This window comes from Rhizobium sp. L1K21, from assembly GCF_024055895.1.
GTDB lineage: Bacteria > Pseudomonadota > Alphaproteobacteria > Rhizobiales > Rhizobiaceae > Ensifer_A.
The window spans coordinates 339,401-353,232 of the sequence record NZ_JAMXLE010000001.1 but is presented as its reverse complement, the minus strand read 5'-3'; the positions used below and the strand labels follow the sequence as shown (position 1 = coordinate 353,232).

Genomic DNA, 13,832 nt, shown 5'->3' with positions numbered 1-13,832 from the left:
TTCTCTCAAACCTTAGAGCGCTTCGGCGCCCGAAATAATCTCAATCAGTTCCTTGGTGATCTGCGCCTGGCGCTGACGGTTGTAGTTGAGCGTCAGCTTGTTGATCATATCACCGGCATTGCGTGTCGCATTGTCCATCGCGCTCATCTTTGCGCCCATTTCACCGGCCACATTTTCCAGCAATGCGCGGAAAATCTGCACTGAAATATTGCGCGGAATGAGGTCCGCCAGAATAGCGCCCGCATCAGGCTCATATTCGTAGATCGCGGAGCTGGATACATCTTCCGAGGTCTCAACTGAGGCCGGGATGAGCTGCTGCGCGGTCGGAACCTGCGAAATCACCGATACGAACTCGGAATAGAAGAGCGTGCAAACATCAAATTCGCCCTCTTCGAACATCGAAATCACCTTGCGGCCAATTTCGTCAGCATGTTCAAAACCGATTTTCTTGACGTCGCGCAGTTCCTTGCGCTCGACGATCAGCGATGCAAATTCGCGTCGAAGGCTGTCGTAGCCTTTTTTGCCGACGCAGAAGATCTTGACCGTCTTGCCTTCAGCCAGCAGCTTGCGGGCATGTTCGCGGGCAGCCTTGGAAATCTGCGCGTTGAAACCGCCACACAGACCACGATCAGCCGTGCAGACGACCAGAAGGTGCGTTTGGTCCTTGCCCGTTCCCGTCATCAGCGTCGGTGCATCACCGTCAGAGCCGGCAGCCGCTGCGATATTCGCAAGAACTGCGCTCATGCGCTGCGAGTATGGCCGGGCGGCCTCGGCCGCCTCCTGGGCACGCCGAAGCTTCGCCGCGGCGACCATCTGCATCGCCTTGGTGATCTTCTGCGTCGCCTTGACGGAGGCGATCCGGTTTTTCAGATCCTTTAGTGAAGGCATCCGTTTTCCGTCCTGTTTTCAGAGCCCGAGATTAAGAGAAGGATTTCGCAAAGGTGTCGATTGCACCCTTGAGCTTTTCCTTCGTCTCGTCGCTGATCGCCTTTTCGGTGCGAATGGTGTCAAGGATCTCCTTGCCATCGTTGCGCAGGTAAGAAAGCAGACCCTGCTCGAAAGCGCCAACCTTGGCAACCGGGATCTTGTCGAGGTAGCCGTTCACGCCAGCGAAGATTACCGAAACCTGCTCTTCCGTCTTCAGCGGCGAGAACTGCGGCTGCTTCAGGAGTTCCGTCAGGCGTGCACCACGGTTCAGAAGGCGCTGCGTTGCAGCGTCAAGGTCCGAACCGAACTGCGCAAAGGCAGCCATTTCGCGGTACTGAGCGAGCTCACCCTTAATGGAGCCGGCAACCTGCTTCATGGCCTTGATCTGAGCGGACGAACCCACGCGGGAAACCGACAGACCGACGTTCACGGCCGGGCGGATACCCTGGTAGAACAGGTCCGTTTCAAGGAAGATCTGACCATCGGTGATCGAGATAACGTTGGTCGGAATAAAGGCCGACACGTCGTTACCCTGGGTTTCGATAACCGGCAGAGCCGTCAGCGAACCAGCACCATTTGCGTCGGAGAGCTTTGCAGCGCGCTCGAGCAGACGGGAGTGCAGGTAGAAAACGTCGCCCGGATAAGCTTCGCGGCCCGGCGGGCGGCGCAGCAGCAGCGACATCTGACGATAGGCAACAGCCTGTTTGGAAAGGTCGTCGTAACCGATCAGCGCATGCTGACCATTGTCACGGAAGTACTCACCCATGGCGCAACCAGCAAACGGTGCGAGGTACTGCATCGGAGCCGGATCGGAGGCGGTCGCAGCAATCACGATGGAGTACTGCAGAGCGCCGCGCTCTTCGAGAACCTTCACGAACTGGGCAACCGTCGAGCGCTTCTGACCGATAGCAACATAGACGCAGAACAGCTTGTCGGCGTCCGGGCCATTGTCATGGATCGGCTTCTGGTTGAGGAACGTGTCGAGAATGATAGCGGTCTTGCCGGTCTGGCGGTCGCCAATGACAAGCTCGCGCTGGCCGCGGCCAACCGGGATCAGAGCGTCGATCGCCTTCAGACCCGTGGACATCGGCTCATGAACCGACTTGCGCGGAATAATACCGGGCGCCTTGACGTCAACGCGGGCGCGCTTCTTGGCCTTGATGGGCCCCTTGCCGTCAATCGGGTTGCCGAGCGCGTCAACAACGCGGCCGAGCAGTTCCGGACCAACCGGAACGTCCACGATTGCGCCGGTGCGCTTGACAGTGTCGCCTTCCTTGATGTCGCGGTCGGCACCGAAAATAACCACACCGACGTTGTCAGCTTCAAGGTTCAGAGCCATACCCCGGATGCCACCGGGAAACTCCACCATTTCACCAGCCTGAACGTTGTCCAGACCGTAAACGCGGGCAATACCGTCACCGACGGAAAGAACCTGGCCGACTTCGGAGACTTCCGCCTCTTTGCCGAAATTTTTGATTTGATCTTTAAGAATTGCGGAAATTTCCGCGGCGCGGATATCCATCAGCCAACCTCTTTCAGTGCAAGCTTAAGGGTAGAAAGTTTGGTGCGAAGCGACGTATCGATCTGTCGCGAACCGATCTTTACAATCAGCCCACCAAGGATAGATGCATCAACCGTGACATTGAGTGTCACGTCTTTTCCGGTGACGCCCTTGAGCGCCGCCTTCAATTCTCTTTCCTGCACAGCCGTCAGAGCATGCGCGGAGGTAACATCGGCAGAAACTTCGCCGCGATGCTGCGCGGCAATCTCGCTGAACGCCTTGATCATGCCGGGAACGGCAAACAGGCGGCGGTTCTGCGCGGCCACTTTAATGAAGTTTGCAGCCAGACCCGACATATTCGCTTTTGCAAGAACGGCGCTGATAGCGCGCAACTGATCTTCGGCGGAAAACACCGGGCTTTCGACGAGACGCTTCAGATCTTCGCTCGATCCGATCAGGGCCTGGAATGCGGCCAGATCGTCCTCAACTTGCTTGACGCTGTTGGATTCCAGCGCAAGCTCGAAAAGCGATGATGCGTATCGTTCTGCAACTCCGGAAACAAGCTCAGATGTGTCTGCCACGGGCGATAGCTTCTCTTCGTTTTTCTCAGCGCTTGACACTCATCACAAGGTGATCGTCAACACACTGATTTTGCTGCCAATTACTTCAGATTTTACAGGCTGTGCGCCCGCGTCCCCCTGAAATTTGCGGTTCTCCTAGCATAGGATGTGCGCACGCGCAACACGTCGCGGCACCATGAATCGCACTGGTTTTAAGTTCTTCTTCAGTTTTTGTCCGTGATCGGCGCACAAGGCTGACAAAACCAGCACAAAAGCCTTCTTTTCCGGCTTAGAAATAACCGAATACATGGCCCAGATAGATGGCACACAAGAGGGCCTGAAATATGGCAGCCGTGCCGTTGAAATAGGGTCGTCCACGGTCAAACACCGCAGCAACAATTCGCCCGGCCAGGGAGAAAAGGTAGGCCGTGCCCATGGCGAGTTCGGCAAGCGGGTTCGAGATGAGAAGCGCGACAATGCCCGCCCCCATCAGAAAGCCGCCCGTGGAGCGCACGGCGGCCAGCACCCGGGTCTTGCCTTCCTGCGCCGCCAGCCCGCTCACCATCATGGCAATCCAGGGCGCAAAAAGGACAACGAAGCCAACAGCTGCGGTAAGCACATTGGCGGTAAAAACAATCATACCGGCCTGATCGTCCGGCATGGCAAAGGATGATTCCGCCGTCCACACGTCGAACAGCCATGTCAGCGCCGCCGCTGAAAGTGCGGCCTGCAGGAGAAACAGAAGAAAATTGATGAACCCGCTTGGTCCATCGGAGGCTGACATCATGGAGAGCAACCGCCCGAAAGCGGCAAATCCAAGCGCACTGCCAAGGATCACATAGATAAATGGCTGGTCGAACAGATAGGCGGCAATGCCGAGACCGGCCATGAAACCGCCGGCAACCCGCAATTCGCCCACAGCGCCCGTTCGCCCGTCACGTTCGTCAAATCCCCAACGCGCCGCCAGCGGACGTGCCGTTGCCAGAAAGATCAGGCCAAGAACGAGTGTGACGAGTGCCGAAACCTGCGCGACTTGTGCGCCAAGTGTGGCGGGCCATTGCGGCAATGCCAGTTCCATCGAATTCCCCTAAAATTTCGCGCCACTTCTATAGTGCATTTTCTCGCACAGGCGAACCGCCCCTGCCCCCACGAGCCATCAAAAGCCGCAGCCCATGGCAAAAAGATCACAAGGCGGTCAGACCCCGCAATCGCCCTTGAAGGAGACCGACGCAGAAGCGCCATCGCGGCGAACCGTGATGGTGCCTGCAAATGCCTGCGATTCGTAGCCCTTTTCACCCTTCTCTGCCTCCAGAACCACCTCATAGGGCTTGTCGCCATAGGTGGTGTAAACAATCTTCAGCTTTCCATCCGCCTCGCTTGCCGTCTTGATCGCCATTTCGTGAAAGCCGTGATCGATCATCATGAAGGCCGGTTCGAAACTGTTGAACTTGGCCTTGGCCAGCTCTTCTGCCGTTGCAGGCGGATTGTCGAAATCGGCAAAAGGCAGATTGGACATGAAGACGTAACGCCACGTCTTCGGATCATCGAAATTGAACGTCCGATCCGGTCGATGAAAATGGCAATAGCCATCATTCTGGTACCAGTTGAAATCGCTGATAACGATATCACTGGCAAAACTGTTGCCGGCAAACAGGAAAGCTGCCGCGGCAATGATACGAATTTTCATTTTTCTCCTCATTGAATTGTGCCGTCTTCCATCATCGCGGATGCGAAAGACGGCATCAACCGCAGTCTCCTCAAAGGAAGCTCTGCGGATCGATATCCAGTTGCACCTGCACCGAGCCACGCTGTTTCGGCCCTGCCGCCAGCATGGCCCGCAAAAACGCCTGCAGATCGGAATTGCGCCGCCCGTGAATGAGCAGCCGGAAACGATAGCGCCCGCGCACCAGCGCAAGCGGTGCTTCTGCAGGCCCCAGCACGGAAATCCCGTCTGCATTGGGTGCCGATCGTCTGAGCCCGCGCGCATGGCCCTCTGCCTCTGCCCGGTCTGCAGCAGAAACGATCACCGATGCCAGCCGCCCGAAGGGCGGCAACAGCGCCTTCTCCCGCTCGTGGATTTCGCGGTCGTAAAAAGCCTCCGCATCACCAGACACGATCGCCTGCATCACCGGATGGCCCGGCTGATAGGTCTGGATCAGGCCATGGCTCTTCAAGCCGGTCCGCCCGGCGCGCCCCGTCACCTGGCTCAAAAGCTGAAAGGTACGTTCTGCCGCCCGCGGATCGCCATTGGCCAGGCCAAGATCAGCATCCACAATGCCGACCAGCGTCATCAGCGGAAAATTATGCCCCTTGGCCACCAGCTGGGTGCCGATAATGATATCGGCCTCGCCCTTGGCAATCGCTTCCAGCTCCAGCCGCAGACGCTTCACCCCACCGGCCATGTCGGAGGAAAGCACAATGGTGCGCGCATCGGGAAAATGGCTGTCCACCTCCTCAGCAATGCGCTCCACACCGGGACCGCAGGCAACCAGGTGATCCAGCGTTCCGCATTCCGGGCAGGCGTCCGGCGTCGGCTCGGAATGTCCGCAATGGTGGCATTGGATTTGCCCGCGAAACCGGTGTTCCACCAGCCAGCTCGAACAATCCGGGCATTGGAAACGGTGGCCGCAAACCCGGCACAGCGTCAGCGGCGCATAGCCTCTGCGGTTGAGAAAGAGCAGCGACTGCTCGCCCTTTTCCAGCGTCTTGGCAATGCCCTTCAGCATCACACGCGACAGGAACCCGCCCCGCGCCGGCGGATGTTTGCGCATATCAATCAGCTTCAGATCCGGCATGGCCGCCTCGCCGAAACGCGTCGGCAGATGGATCATCTCATAGCGCCCCTGCAGCGCATTGACCTGGCTTTCCACCGACGGCGTCGCCGAAACCAGCACGACCGGAAAATCACCAATGCGTCCGCGCACCACGGCCATATCGCGCGCGTTGTAAAATACGCGATCTTCCTGCTTGAAGGCCGGATCGTGCTCTTCATCCACGATGATCAGCCCAAGCTCGCTAAATGGCAGGAAAAGGGCTGAGCGCGCACCGGCCACCACCCGCACTTCGCCGGTCACCACCTGTCGCCACACCTTTTCGCGCGTTTTGGGCGCAAGATCGGAATGCCATTCAGCAGGCTTGGAGCCGAACCGATCCTGAAAGCGGTCCAGGAAACTCGCCGTCAGCGCGATTTCCGGCAGCAGAATCAGCACCTGCTTGCCCTGCCGCAGCGTCTCGGCAATGGCCTCAAAGTAGACTTCGGTCTTGCCCGACCCCGTCACGCCGTCGATCAGCGAAACCCCGAACGTCGCCTTGCCCACCGATTTTACCAGCACCTTCCCGGCAGCCTTTTGCGGCCCTTCCAGGCGCGGTTCGGCATAGTCCGGGTCGGGGGCCGCCACAATGGGCGGCGGTGGCAGGAAAACGGTTTCGAAAACCCCTTGCGTCACCAACCCGTCAACGACACTGGCCGAAACGCCTGCCGCATGAACAAGCCCCAGCCGCGTCCACGAAAATCCATCCGATGCGAGTTCCAGAACCCGTTCACGCGCCGGTGTCATCCGCGACACATCTTTCGAAACGAGCCGCAGCGCTTCCACCATCGGTTCAGGGTCAAACGCGGTGGGTGCTCTGAGCGCCATGCGCGCCACCAGCCCCGGCGGCGAGATCGTGTAAGCTGCAACCCAATCGAGAAAAACCCGCATGTCTTTTGCAAGCGGCGGACAATCAAAGACGTGCTCGATGGCCCTCAGTTTTTTCGCATCCACCTTGTCGCCAGAAGCCTCGTCATCCCAAACCACACCCGTCACAATCCGTGGACCAAGCGGCACCTGCACAATGGAGCCCGGCTCCACATGCATATGTTCCGGCACTTTGTAGGAATAAGGCACAGGAGCCGGCATCGGCACCAGAACCGGCACCGTGCGCACAGCCGCACTTTCCCCGAACAGATTGAGCGAATCTTTTGTCATTGTCCGTGACATTGCCCGCCCGCCACAAAAATGCAAATCGAATGCCCGATCACCCATCATCGCCGTCGTCAAACGTGCCGGTAAGACGCATGCCTTCAATCCAGGTCGCGCCATCGCGGCGAATAACACGACGCGCCTCAATGCCGCAGCGTTTCACCAGTGCTTCAGCCAGAATTTCAGAATGCGTCACCACCCAGATCTGGCTTCGCAGCGACGCTTGCGCGATCAAATCCGCAAGCGGGTCAAGCATCGAGGGGTGAAGACTGGCCTCAGGTTCGTTCAGCGCAACAAGTGGCGGAAGTCGATAGGACATCAGTGCCGCTGTGAGCGCCAGAAAGCGCAATTGACCGTCGGAAAATTCGCGCGCATCAAAAACACGATGTGGAAATTCCGGCAGGCTGAGCCGCAAAAATGCCTCCCCTTCCGGCTCTTGTACAACCAGCGCGGCGCCATCCAGTGCTTCGGCAACAATGGCATCAATCTCCGGCATCTCGCCCCGATTGACCGCGACTGTGGCAAAAACGGCGGCCAGATTGCCCCCGTCTTCATCCAGAAGCGGTGAGGTAACCGCCAGGCAAGGACGGCGCAGCGGTGAATCCGCATCGGTGCGAAATCCGTGAAAGAAGCGCCATTGACTGACAAAGCGGCAGAAAGCGCCAACCTCCGGTGCCGATGCCTCATGCGCAAGCAGGGAGATTGCCGTTTCAGAAACGAGAGCCTTCTCCCCAAAGGCGCGCATTCGGCCACGTTCATCGCGCACGAATATGCCTGGCCCCTTGCGCTCCATCACCACAACAGGCCCCCGCCCTGTATCAACAGACAGCGTTTCTTCCTTCACCTGAGGCTCAAATACAAATCCGGCTGCATCGATCGGCGGGCGCAACCCGGCGGCGATGCGGTATTCAAAGCTCATGCCGGTCGTCTCGTCTTCGACCTCCGCCGCAAATGCGACACGCGCGGCCTCGTGCTTGCGGCGCGGCCCGGCCCAAAGGGTCTGCGCCATCCCGCCTTCAGCCGCGATTTCAAAAGCGAAATTTCCCTGAACTGCCGCCTGGACCAGTTGCAGCGCCCGGTAAAGATTGGTCTTGCCAACACCGTTGGCCCCGATAAACACATTAACATCGTCCAGCTCCATGCGGATCGACCGCAACGAGCGGTACTGAGAAGCGGACATGGATTTAAGCAACATCTGCTGCCTCCAAAATGTGTTTCATCATGCAACCAAACCGAACGGATCGTCCAACATATTGGCTTGCGTGAATCGTCGAAACAACGTCTCCTAACCCGATTGTCGAAAGGGCGTAAGCATGTCAGACCAACTTAAAGGCATAATATTGATGGCGCTGGGCTGCCTCAGCATTCCCGCCGTTGACAGTTTTGCCAAGGTGCTGTCTGCGGATTTTTCACCGGTTTTCGTCAGCTTCCTGCGTTATCTGACTGCCGCCGCCATCGTCACGCCATTCGCCTTTGCCGTCAGCGGCAAGAAGATCATTCCGGCGAAGAACCGCCTCATTCCGCATATCATGCGAACGGTCTTCATCATCGGCGCAATGACCAGCTATTATGTGGCAATCTCCACCATCGAACTGGCAACCGCGGTCGCCTGCTTCTTCATCGGCCCGATCATCGCAACCATCCTGTCCGCCTTCATCTTGAAGGAACGCTTGACCTGGATAAAGATCGTTTCCCTTGTCGTCGGCTTTGCCGGCGCGCTTGTCGTTGCCCGCCCCAGCGGCGCTGTCGAGCCGGGCATTCTCTTTGCGCTTTTAACCGGTCTGCTCTTCGGCTTTTATCTGGTGGCAACGCGCATGGCATCGGGTGAAACCCCGCCGCTCCAGTCGCTCACCTTTCAGAACCTCTTCGGCGCCGCCTTGCTTGTCGTGCCGGGCATTCTCTTCTTTTCCATGCCGTCGTCAGACCATCTGCTGTTGATTTTCGCCATGGGCCTCGGCTCCTGCATCAGCCATGCGCTGTCCATCACCGCCTTCCGCTATGCCGATGCATCCACGCTTTCGCCCATCGTTTATGCCGAACTCGTCGGGGCGGTCCTGTTTGGCTATGTCTTTTTCGGCGAAGTTCCATCCACGTCGGTCTGGATTGGCGCGGCACTCATCGTTTCGGCCGGTTTTCTCGTCATGTTCTCCTCTTCAAAGTCCGCCGTTAGCAAAAACCTAACCGTGCTGAAGCAAGATCAGCCCTGAACGTAATTCAGGGACCCCCAATGGGCGACATTCTGATTTTTGCCGACGACCGGCTGATGGCGCTGCGTCAGGATTGGCTGAAGGCCATTGCCGAAGAGCGCCGGCTGGCGGAAAAGACCGTTGAGGCCTACGAGCGCGACACACGCCAGTTTCTGCAGTTCTTCGCCAAGCATGGCGGCGGCCCCGCTTCCTTGCGCGACATCCGCGAACTGCGTCCCGCCGATTTGCGTGCCTATCTCGCCAGCCGCCGCAAGGACGGCATCGGCGCGCGCACGCTTGGCCGCGATCTTGCCGGCATTCGCTCTTTCCTGCGCTATCTGGAGAGGAAGGGGCTCGCCAATGCCGCCGGTGCCGGGGCCATCCGCTCGCCCAAGCAGCCGAAATCCCTGCCCAAGCCGCTTTCGGCCAGTCAGGCCTTGCGCGTCGTCAGCAGCGACGATCAGCTGGCGGAAGAGCCCTGGATTGCCGCCCGCAATGCTGCGGTTCTGGCGCTCCTTTATGGCAGCGGCTTGCGTATTTCCGAAGCACTCGGCCTCACACCGGCGCAGTTTTCGGCAAGCACCACGGCCCTGCGTATCACCGGCAAGGGCAACAAGACGCGCCTTACCCCGCTCATTCCCGCAGCCCGCGAAGCCGTTGAAGCCTATCAGAAACTCTGCCCTTATCACCTGTCAGAAGACGAACCGCTGTTTCGCGGTGCGCGCGGCGGCCCTCTTCAGGCCGCCATCATCCAGCGCGAAATGCAGAAACTGCGCTCCGCCCTCAACCTGCCAGAGACGGCAACACCGCATGCGTTGCGCCACTCTTTCGCAACCCACCTTCTGGCCGGAGGCGGCGATCTGCGCACCATCCAGGAGCTTCTGGGTCACGCGAGCCTTTCAACCACGCAAATCTATACCGGCGTTGATTCCACCCGCCTGCTCGACATCTACGACCGCGCCCATCCACGCGCATAAATCGCCCGAATTAACCATAACGCTTAACCGGACGTGAGCGCTTGAGCGTCATATTGCCCTCCAAATGACAATGGCAAGGCAGCGATGAGCCAGTTTTTGAAATCCACGATGAAACGACATTTGCGCCAGAGCGATTTGGTGCTCTGGACCGGCGCGGTCATCCACACGCTCGCAGCACTTTCTCTGCTGTTCATTCTGGTGTTCGCCCTCCCCGCACGAGCGCAGGAAGACATTTCCTGCGGCGGCCATGATCTTCTCGCAGGTCTTCAGGAAAAAGATCCTGAAGCCTATGCCAGGATTGCCAGACAGGCCGCCGACATTCCCAACAGCGAAAGCATCTTCTGGAAGGTCGAAAAGGACGGCGTGCCTGCCTCCTATCTCTTCGGCACAATGCATCTCTCCGACCCTCGTGTCGTGGATATGCCGGAAGGCGCGCATGAGGCCTTTGAAGCCGCAGACACGCTGATCGTCGAATCGGATGAAATCCTTGATCAACAGAAAGCATCAGCCGCGCTTCTGTCACAGCCGCAGCTGACAACATTTACCGATGGGAAGTCGATTACCGACTACCTGACGCCGGAAGAAAGAAAGCTTCTCGAAGCCGATCTGAAAGGCCGCGGCGTGCCGCTTTTTGCGGTTTCGAAAATGAAACCGTGGCTCTTGTCTTCCTTCGTTTCGATGCCGGTTTGTGAAGCCGCGCGCAAAGCCTCGGGCAGACCCTTTCTTGATCAGAAACTGGTGATGGAAGCGGCTGCAAGCGGCAAAAAGATCGTCGGCCTGGAAACGCTCGCCGAACAACTGGAGATCATGGCCTCGCTGCCGATGGACATGCATATCAAGGGCCTGATGAGCGCCATCAAAGACCCGCAGCTGACCAGGGACGGCATGGAAACCCTGATCACCCTTTACGATCAGGGCAAGGCTGCATGGCTGGAGCCGGTGAGCAAATATCTCTACCCGGAAGACGATGACGGGTTTTCCATGGCCGAATTCGAGCAGAAGATGGTGATTACCCGCAATCACCATATGGCTGAACGCGCCGCCGACACCCTGGCAAAAGGCAATGCCTTCATGGCCGTTGGCGCACTGCACCTTTCCGGAAAGGAGGGTCTGGTGCAGCTTTTGCGCGACGAAGGCTTTACGCTCACGCCGCTATAACGAGATTGCTGAGCAGCCGCTTCACGATCATTTTGTGAAACGGCGTAATCAGAAAAATATAGACGTAACCGATCCAGTGCTTGCGCTTCACAAGCGTGGCCGTCTGAACTTCGGTTGCTTCACCCTTATTTCTGGTCTCGACCACGATGCGGAAGTCGAGATGCCAATCGTCGAAACCCAGCACGACACAATCGTCGCGCGCTTCCAGAATGGGAAAAATGCCCAGCTTTTCCTGATATTCCGAATGTCCGGCGGACTTCAGGCCAATCAATCTCCCAAGCCGGTCACGCAATGTCATGAGCGCCGTAATCCAGCCCGGCTGCTTTCGTTCAAACACCCGCTTTGCAGCCTCCGGCGCACTCAAATCGGCTTTCTCGGTCAAAACAACAAAAGCATCCGCCCAGTTCGCACCGGCCAGATGCGCACTGGGCAGACGATAGTCAGCCTCTGTGATGTAACTTGGAATCAAATGTCAGGCTTTCACACCCTTGGTCATGCGATCCAGGACATCGGTTTTCCAGTAGAATTTATGCACCAGAGCCGCAGCGATATGAAGCCCGAGCAGAAGCCAGAGTACGGTCTTGAAGACCTCGGCATGCGCTTCTCCGGCAAGTCCGACACCGAAATAGTAGGCCGCGATACCGCTGATCGGCAAGAGGAACAGCAACAGATAAAGCAGGCCGTGCACGACAGCGCTCGCCAGCTTTGCCAATTGCGGTTCATCTGCGGGAACAGCCGGTTTGCCCTGAAAGGCCAGCAACACAATACGAATAACCGCCAGAGCGAGAATGGCAATACCCACATAGGCGTGGATATTTGCGTCCGCCACCTGAGCATCTGTCGCCGCGCCTGAGCGTGCCGCCCGGTGCCAGGTTTCGATACCATCGGTGAAGATCAGATTGAAGAAGATGAGCAATGCCGTGGCCCAGTGCACAATGCGCTGAGGAACGGAGTAGGATATCGGTTTCATGATAAGCATCCGAGTTGATGATGAGGATGCCAGAAGACCAAAAAGGGCCTGCAATCGCAAGCCCTTTTAGAATGATTATAAAAACTTTACATTCGTTAATAAAGCTTCACATATGGATCGGCTTGAAGAACGTGGCAAGCGCTGCTTCCTTCACCGCCTCAGACATGGTCGGATGCGCATGGCAGGTGCGGCCAAGATCTTCCGAAGAGCCGCCAAATTCCATCAGCACCGCCGCCTCGTGGATCATTTCGCCAGCACCCAAACCAACAATGTGAACACCCAGAACCTTGTCGGTTTCCTTGTCCGCCAGCACCTTCACAAAACCATCTGTCGCCAGCATGGCGCGGGCGCGGCCATTGGCTGTGAATGGAAATTTGCCCGCCTTATAGGCAATGCCAGCAGCTTTCAGCTCTTCTTCCGTCTTGCCGACAGAGGCCACTTCCGGCTGCGTGTAGACAACACTCGGGATCACGTCGTAATTCACATGGCCGGCCTGCCCCGCGAGCATTTCCGCAAGAGCAACACCTTCGTCTTCCGCCTTGTGCGCCAGCATCGGCCCCTTGACCACGTCGCCGATGGCGTAAACGCCCTGCACCGATGTCTGGAAATGGTTGCCGATTTCGACGCGCCCGCGATCGTCCAGCACCACGCCGGCTTCGTGAAGACCAAGGCCTTCCGTAAACGGCTTGCGCCCCGTCGCCACCAGAACAACATCTGCATCCAGCACCGTGGCATCACCGCCGGCAACCGGCTCGTAAGTCACCTTCGCGCCCTTGTCGGTTTTTTCAACGCCTGTCACCTTGGCCGACAGCTGGAACTCGATACCCTGCTTGGCCAGCATGCGCTGAAACTGCTTGGAAACGTCGCCATCCATGGGGCCGAGGATCTTGTCGAGGAATTCGACAACGGTCACCTTGGCACCAAGCCGCGACCAGACCGAGCCAAGCTCAAGGCCAATCACGCCACCACCGACGACAACCATCTTTTCCGGCACCTTTTCCAGCGCAATCGCGCCGGTGGAGGACACGATCACCTTCTCGTCGATATCGATGTCGAGGCCGGGAATACCCGCCACATCGGAGCCGGTCGCAATCACCACATTCTTGGTCTGGATGATGCTCTGGTCACCCTTCTCGTCGGTAACGGCAACCTTGCCCTCGCCCAGCACCTTGCCGGTGCCGTGGAAGGTGTCGATCTTGTTCTTCTTGAACAGGAATTGCACGCCGTCGACATTGGATTTCACCGTCGCATCCTTGTGCGCCAGCATCTTCTCCAGATTGAGTTTCGGCGCAGCCACTTCAACGCCGAGTTCGTCCAAACCATGCATCGTATGTGCAAAGACTTCTGAGGCATGCAGCAGGGCTTTGGAGGGAATGCAGCCGACATTCAGGCAGGTGCCGCCGAAGGTTGCGCGCTTTTCCACAACAGCCGTTTTCAGGCCCAGCTGCGCTGCCTTGATCGCGCACACATAACCGCCAGGTCCCGAGCCGATCACAACCACATCATAAGACATCTTTTAAATCCCTTCTTTCGCAATGCCCGCCGTCCTCATTCGGGCATATCGATTTTGGCACCCTTACAAGGATGACCG

At 57.9% G+C, this 13,832-nt stretch carries 13 protein-coding genes; 3 read left to right on the top strand and 10 right to left on the bottom strand.

The genetic code is table 11. The features are described 5' to 3' along the window. Window positions 1–12 precede the first annotated feature (12 nt). From NHF56_RS01610 to NHF56_RS01580, 7 genes are all read right to left on the bottom strand, one after another. Window positions 13–888, bottom strand: a complete 876-nt coding sequence (locus NHF56_RS01610; protein ID WP_252800955.1) for a F0F1 ATP synthase subunit gamma — start codon at window positions 886–888, stop codon at window positions 13–15. Window positions 889–919: 31 nt separating this feature from the next. Then, entirely contained in the window at window positions 920–2,449 is a 1,530-nt protein-coding gene (atpA, locus tag NHF56_RS01605) for a F0F1 ATP synthase subunit alpha (RefSeq protein ID WP_252800953.1), read from the bottom strand. Beyond that, window positions 2,449–3,009 (bottom strand): F0F1 ATP synthase subunit delta, encoded by a 561-nt coding sequence (locus tag NHF56_RS01600; RefSeq protein WP_252800951.1) that lies wholly within the window; start codon window positions 3,007–3,009, stop codon window positions 2,449–2,451. Before NHF56_RS01600 ends, atpA begins: the two co-directional genes overlap by 1 nt. A 268-nt stretch (window positions 3,010–3,277) precedes the next feature. Beyond that, a complete protein-coding gene (locus NHF56_RS01595) occupies window positions 3,278–4,066 on the bottom strand; it encodes a hypothetical protein (protein WP_252800949.1) in 789 nt (262 codons plus the stop codon). A gap of 117 nt (window positions 4,067–4,183) precedes the next feature. After that, window positions 4,184–4,675, bottom strand: coding sequence for a hypothetical protein (locus NHF56_RS01590; RefSeq protein WP_252800947.1), 492 nt, complete (start codon window positions 4,673–4,675; stop codon window positions 4,184–4,186). A 70-nt stretch (window positions 4,676–4,745) separates the two neighbouring features. After that, window positions 4,746–6,956: a primosomal protein N' gene (locus NHF56_RS01585; protein WP_252800945.1), complete on the bottom strand. Its 2,211-nt coding sequence runs from the start codon at window positions 6,954–6,956 to the stop codon at window positions 4,746–4,748. A gap of 49 nt (window positions 6,957–7,005) precedes the next feature. Beyond that, window positions 7,006–8,145: an AAA family ATPase gene (locus NHF56_RS01580; protein WP_252800943.1), complete on the bottom strand. Its 1,140-nt coding sequence runs from the start codon at window positions 8,143–8,145 to the stop codon at window positions 7,006–7,008. A gap of 118 nt (window positions 8,146–8,263) precedes the next feature. On the opposite strand from NHF56_RS01580, the gene NHF56_RS01575 reads away from it, so the two are divergent. The 3 genes from NHF56_RS01575 to NHF56_RS01565 all read left to right on the top strand — a co-directional run bounded on the left by NHF56_RS01575 (window position 8,264) and on the right by NHF56_RS01565 (window position 11,271). Next, window positions 8,264–9,157 carry a DMT family transporter gene (locus NHF56_RS01575; RefSeq protein WP_252800941.1) on the top strand — a complete coding sequence of 298 codons (894 nt, stop codon included), beginning with the start codon at window positions 8,264–8,266 and terminating at the stop codon, window positions 9,155–9,157. A 20-nt stretch (window positions 9,158–9,177) separates the two neighbouring features. Beyond that, the gene (locus NHF56_RS01570; protein WP_252800939.1) at window positions 9,178–10,113 is read left to right on the top strand and encodes a tyrosine recombinase XerC; all 936 of its coding nucleotides are present in this window, start codon (window positions 9,178–9,180) and stop codon (window positions 10,111–10,113) included. A 108-nt stretch (window positions 10,114–10,221) separates the two neighbouring features. Next, entirely contained in the window at window positions 10,222–11,271 is a 1,050-nt protein-coding gene (locus NHF56_RS01565; protein ID WP_252800938.1) for a TraB/GumN family protein, read from the top strand. Here the strand turns inward: NHF56_RS01565 and NHF56_RS01560 are convergent. The 3 genes from NHF56_RS01560 to lpdA form a co-directional block, all read right to left on the bottom strand. Next, on the bottom strand, window positions 11,258–11,740 hold the full coding sequence (locus tag NHF56_RS01560; protein WP_252800936.1) for a DUF2867 domain-containing protein: 483 nt from the start codon (window positions 11,738–11,740) through the stop codon (window positions 11,258–11,260). The genes NHF56_RS01565 and NHF56_RS01560 overlap by 14 nt on opposite strands. Window positions 11,741–11,743: 3 nt before the next feature. Next, complete coding sequence (locus tag NHF56_RS01555; RefSeq protein ID WP_373456235.1) at window positions 11,744–12,250, bottom strand: cytochrome b; 507 nt, start codon at window positions 12,248–12,250, stop codon at window positions 11,744–11,746. A gap of 97 nt (window positions 12,251–12,347) precedes the next feature. After that, window positions 12,348–13,754 (bottom strand): dihydrolipoyl dehydrogenase, encoded by a 1,407-nt coding sequence (gene lpdA / locus NHF56_RS01550; protein WP_252800933.1) that lies wholly within the window; start codon window positions 13,752–13,754, stop codon window positions 12,348–12,350. Between the last annotated feature and the right edge of the window lie 78 nt (window positions 13,755–13,832).

Bases quoted from the DNA above. Each gene is read 5' to 3' on its own strand.
- lpdA (WP_252800933.1), bottom strand. From the start codon at position 13,754: ATGTCTTATGATGTGGTTGTGATCGGCTCGGGACCTGGCGGTTATGTG.
- NHF56_RS01575 (WP_252800941.1), top strand. From the start codon at position 8,264: ATGTCAGACCAACTTAAAGGCATAATATTGATGGCGCTGGGCTGCCTC.
- NHF56_RS01565 (WP_252800938.1), top strand. From the start codon at position 10,222: ATGAAACGACATTTGCGCCAGAGCGATTTGGTGCTCTGGACCGGCGCG.
- NHF56_RS01595 (WP_252800949.1), bottom strand. From the start codon at position 4,066: ATGGAACTGGCATTGCCGCAATGGCCCGCCACACTTGGCGCACAAGTC.
- atpA (WP_252800953.1), bottom strand. From the start codon at position 2,449: ATGGATATCCGCGCCGCGGAAATTTCCGCAATTCTTAAAGATCAAATC.
- NHF56_RS01610 (WP_252800955.1), bottom strand. From the start codon at position 888: ATGCCTTCACTAAAGGATCTGAAAAACCGGATCGCCTCCGTCAAGGCG.
- NHF56_RS01580 (WP_252800943.1), bottom strand. From the start codon at position 8,145: ATGTTGCTTAAATCCATGTCCGCTTCTCAGTACCGCTCGTTGCGGTCG.
- NHF56_RS01590 (WP_252800947.1), bottom strand. From the start codon at position 4,675: ATGAAAATTCGTATCATTGCCGCGGCAGCTTTCCTGTTTGCCGGCAAC.
- NHF56_RS01585 (WP_252800945.1), bottom strand. From the start codon at position 6,956: ATGACAAAAGATTCGCTCAATCTGTTCGGGGAAAGTGCGGCTGTGCGC.
- NHF56_RS01570 (WP_252800939.1), top strand. From the start codon at position 9,178: ATGGGCGACATTCTGATTTTTGCCGACGACCGGCTGATGGCGCTGCGT.
- NHF56_RS01555 (WP_373456235.1), bottom strand. From the start codon at position 12,250: ATGCTTATCATGAAACCGATATCCTACTCCGTTCCTCAGCGCATTGTG.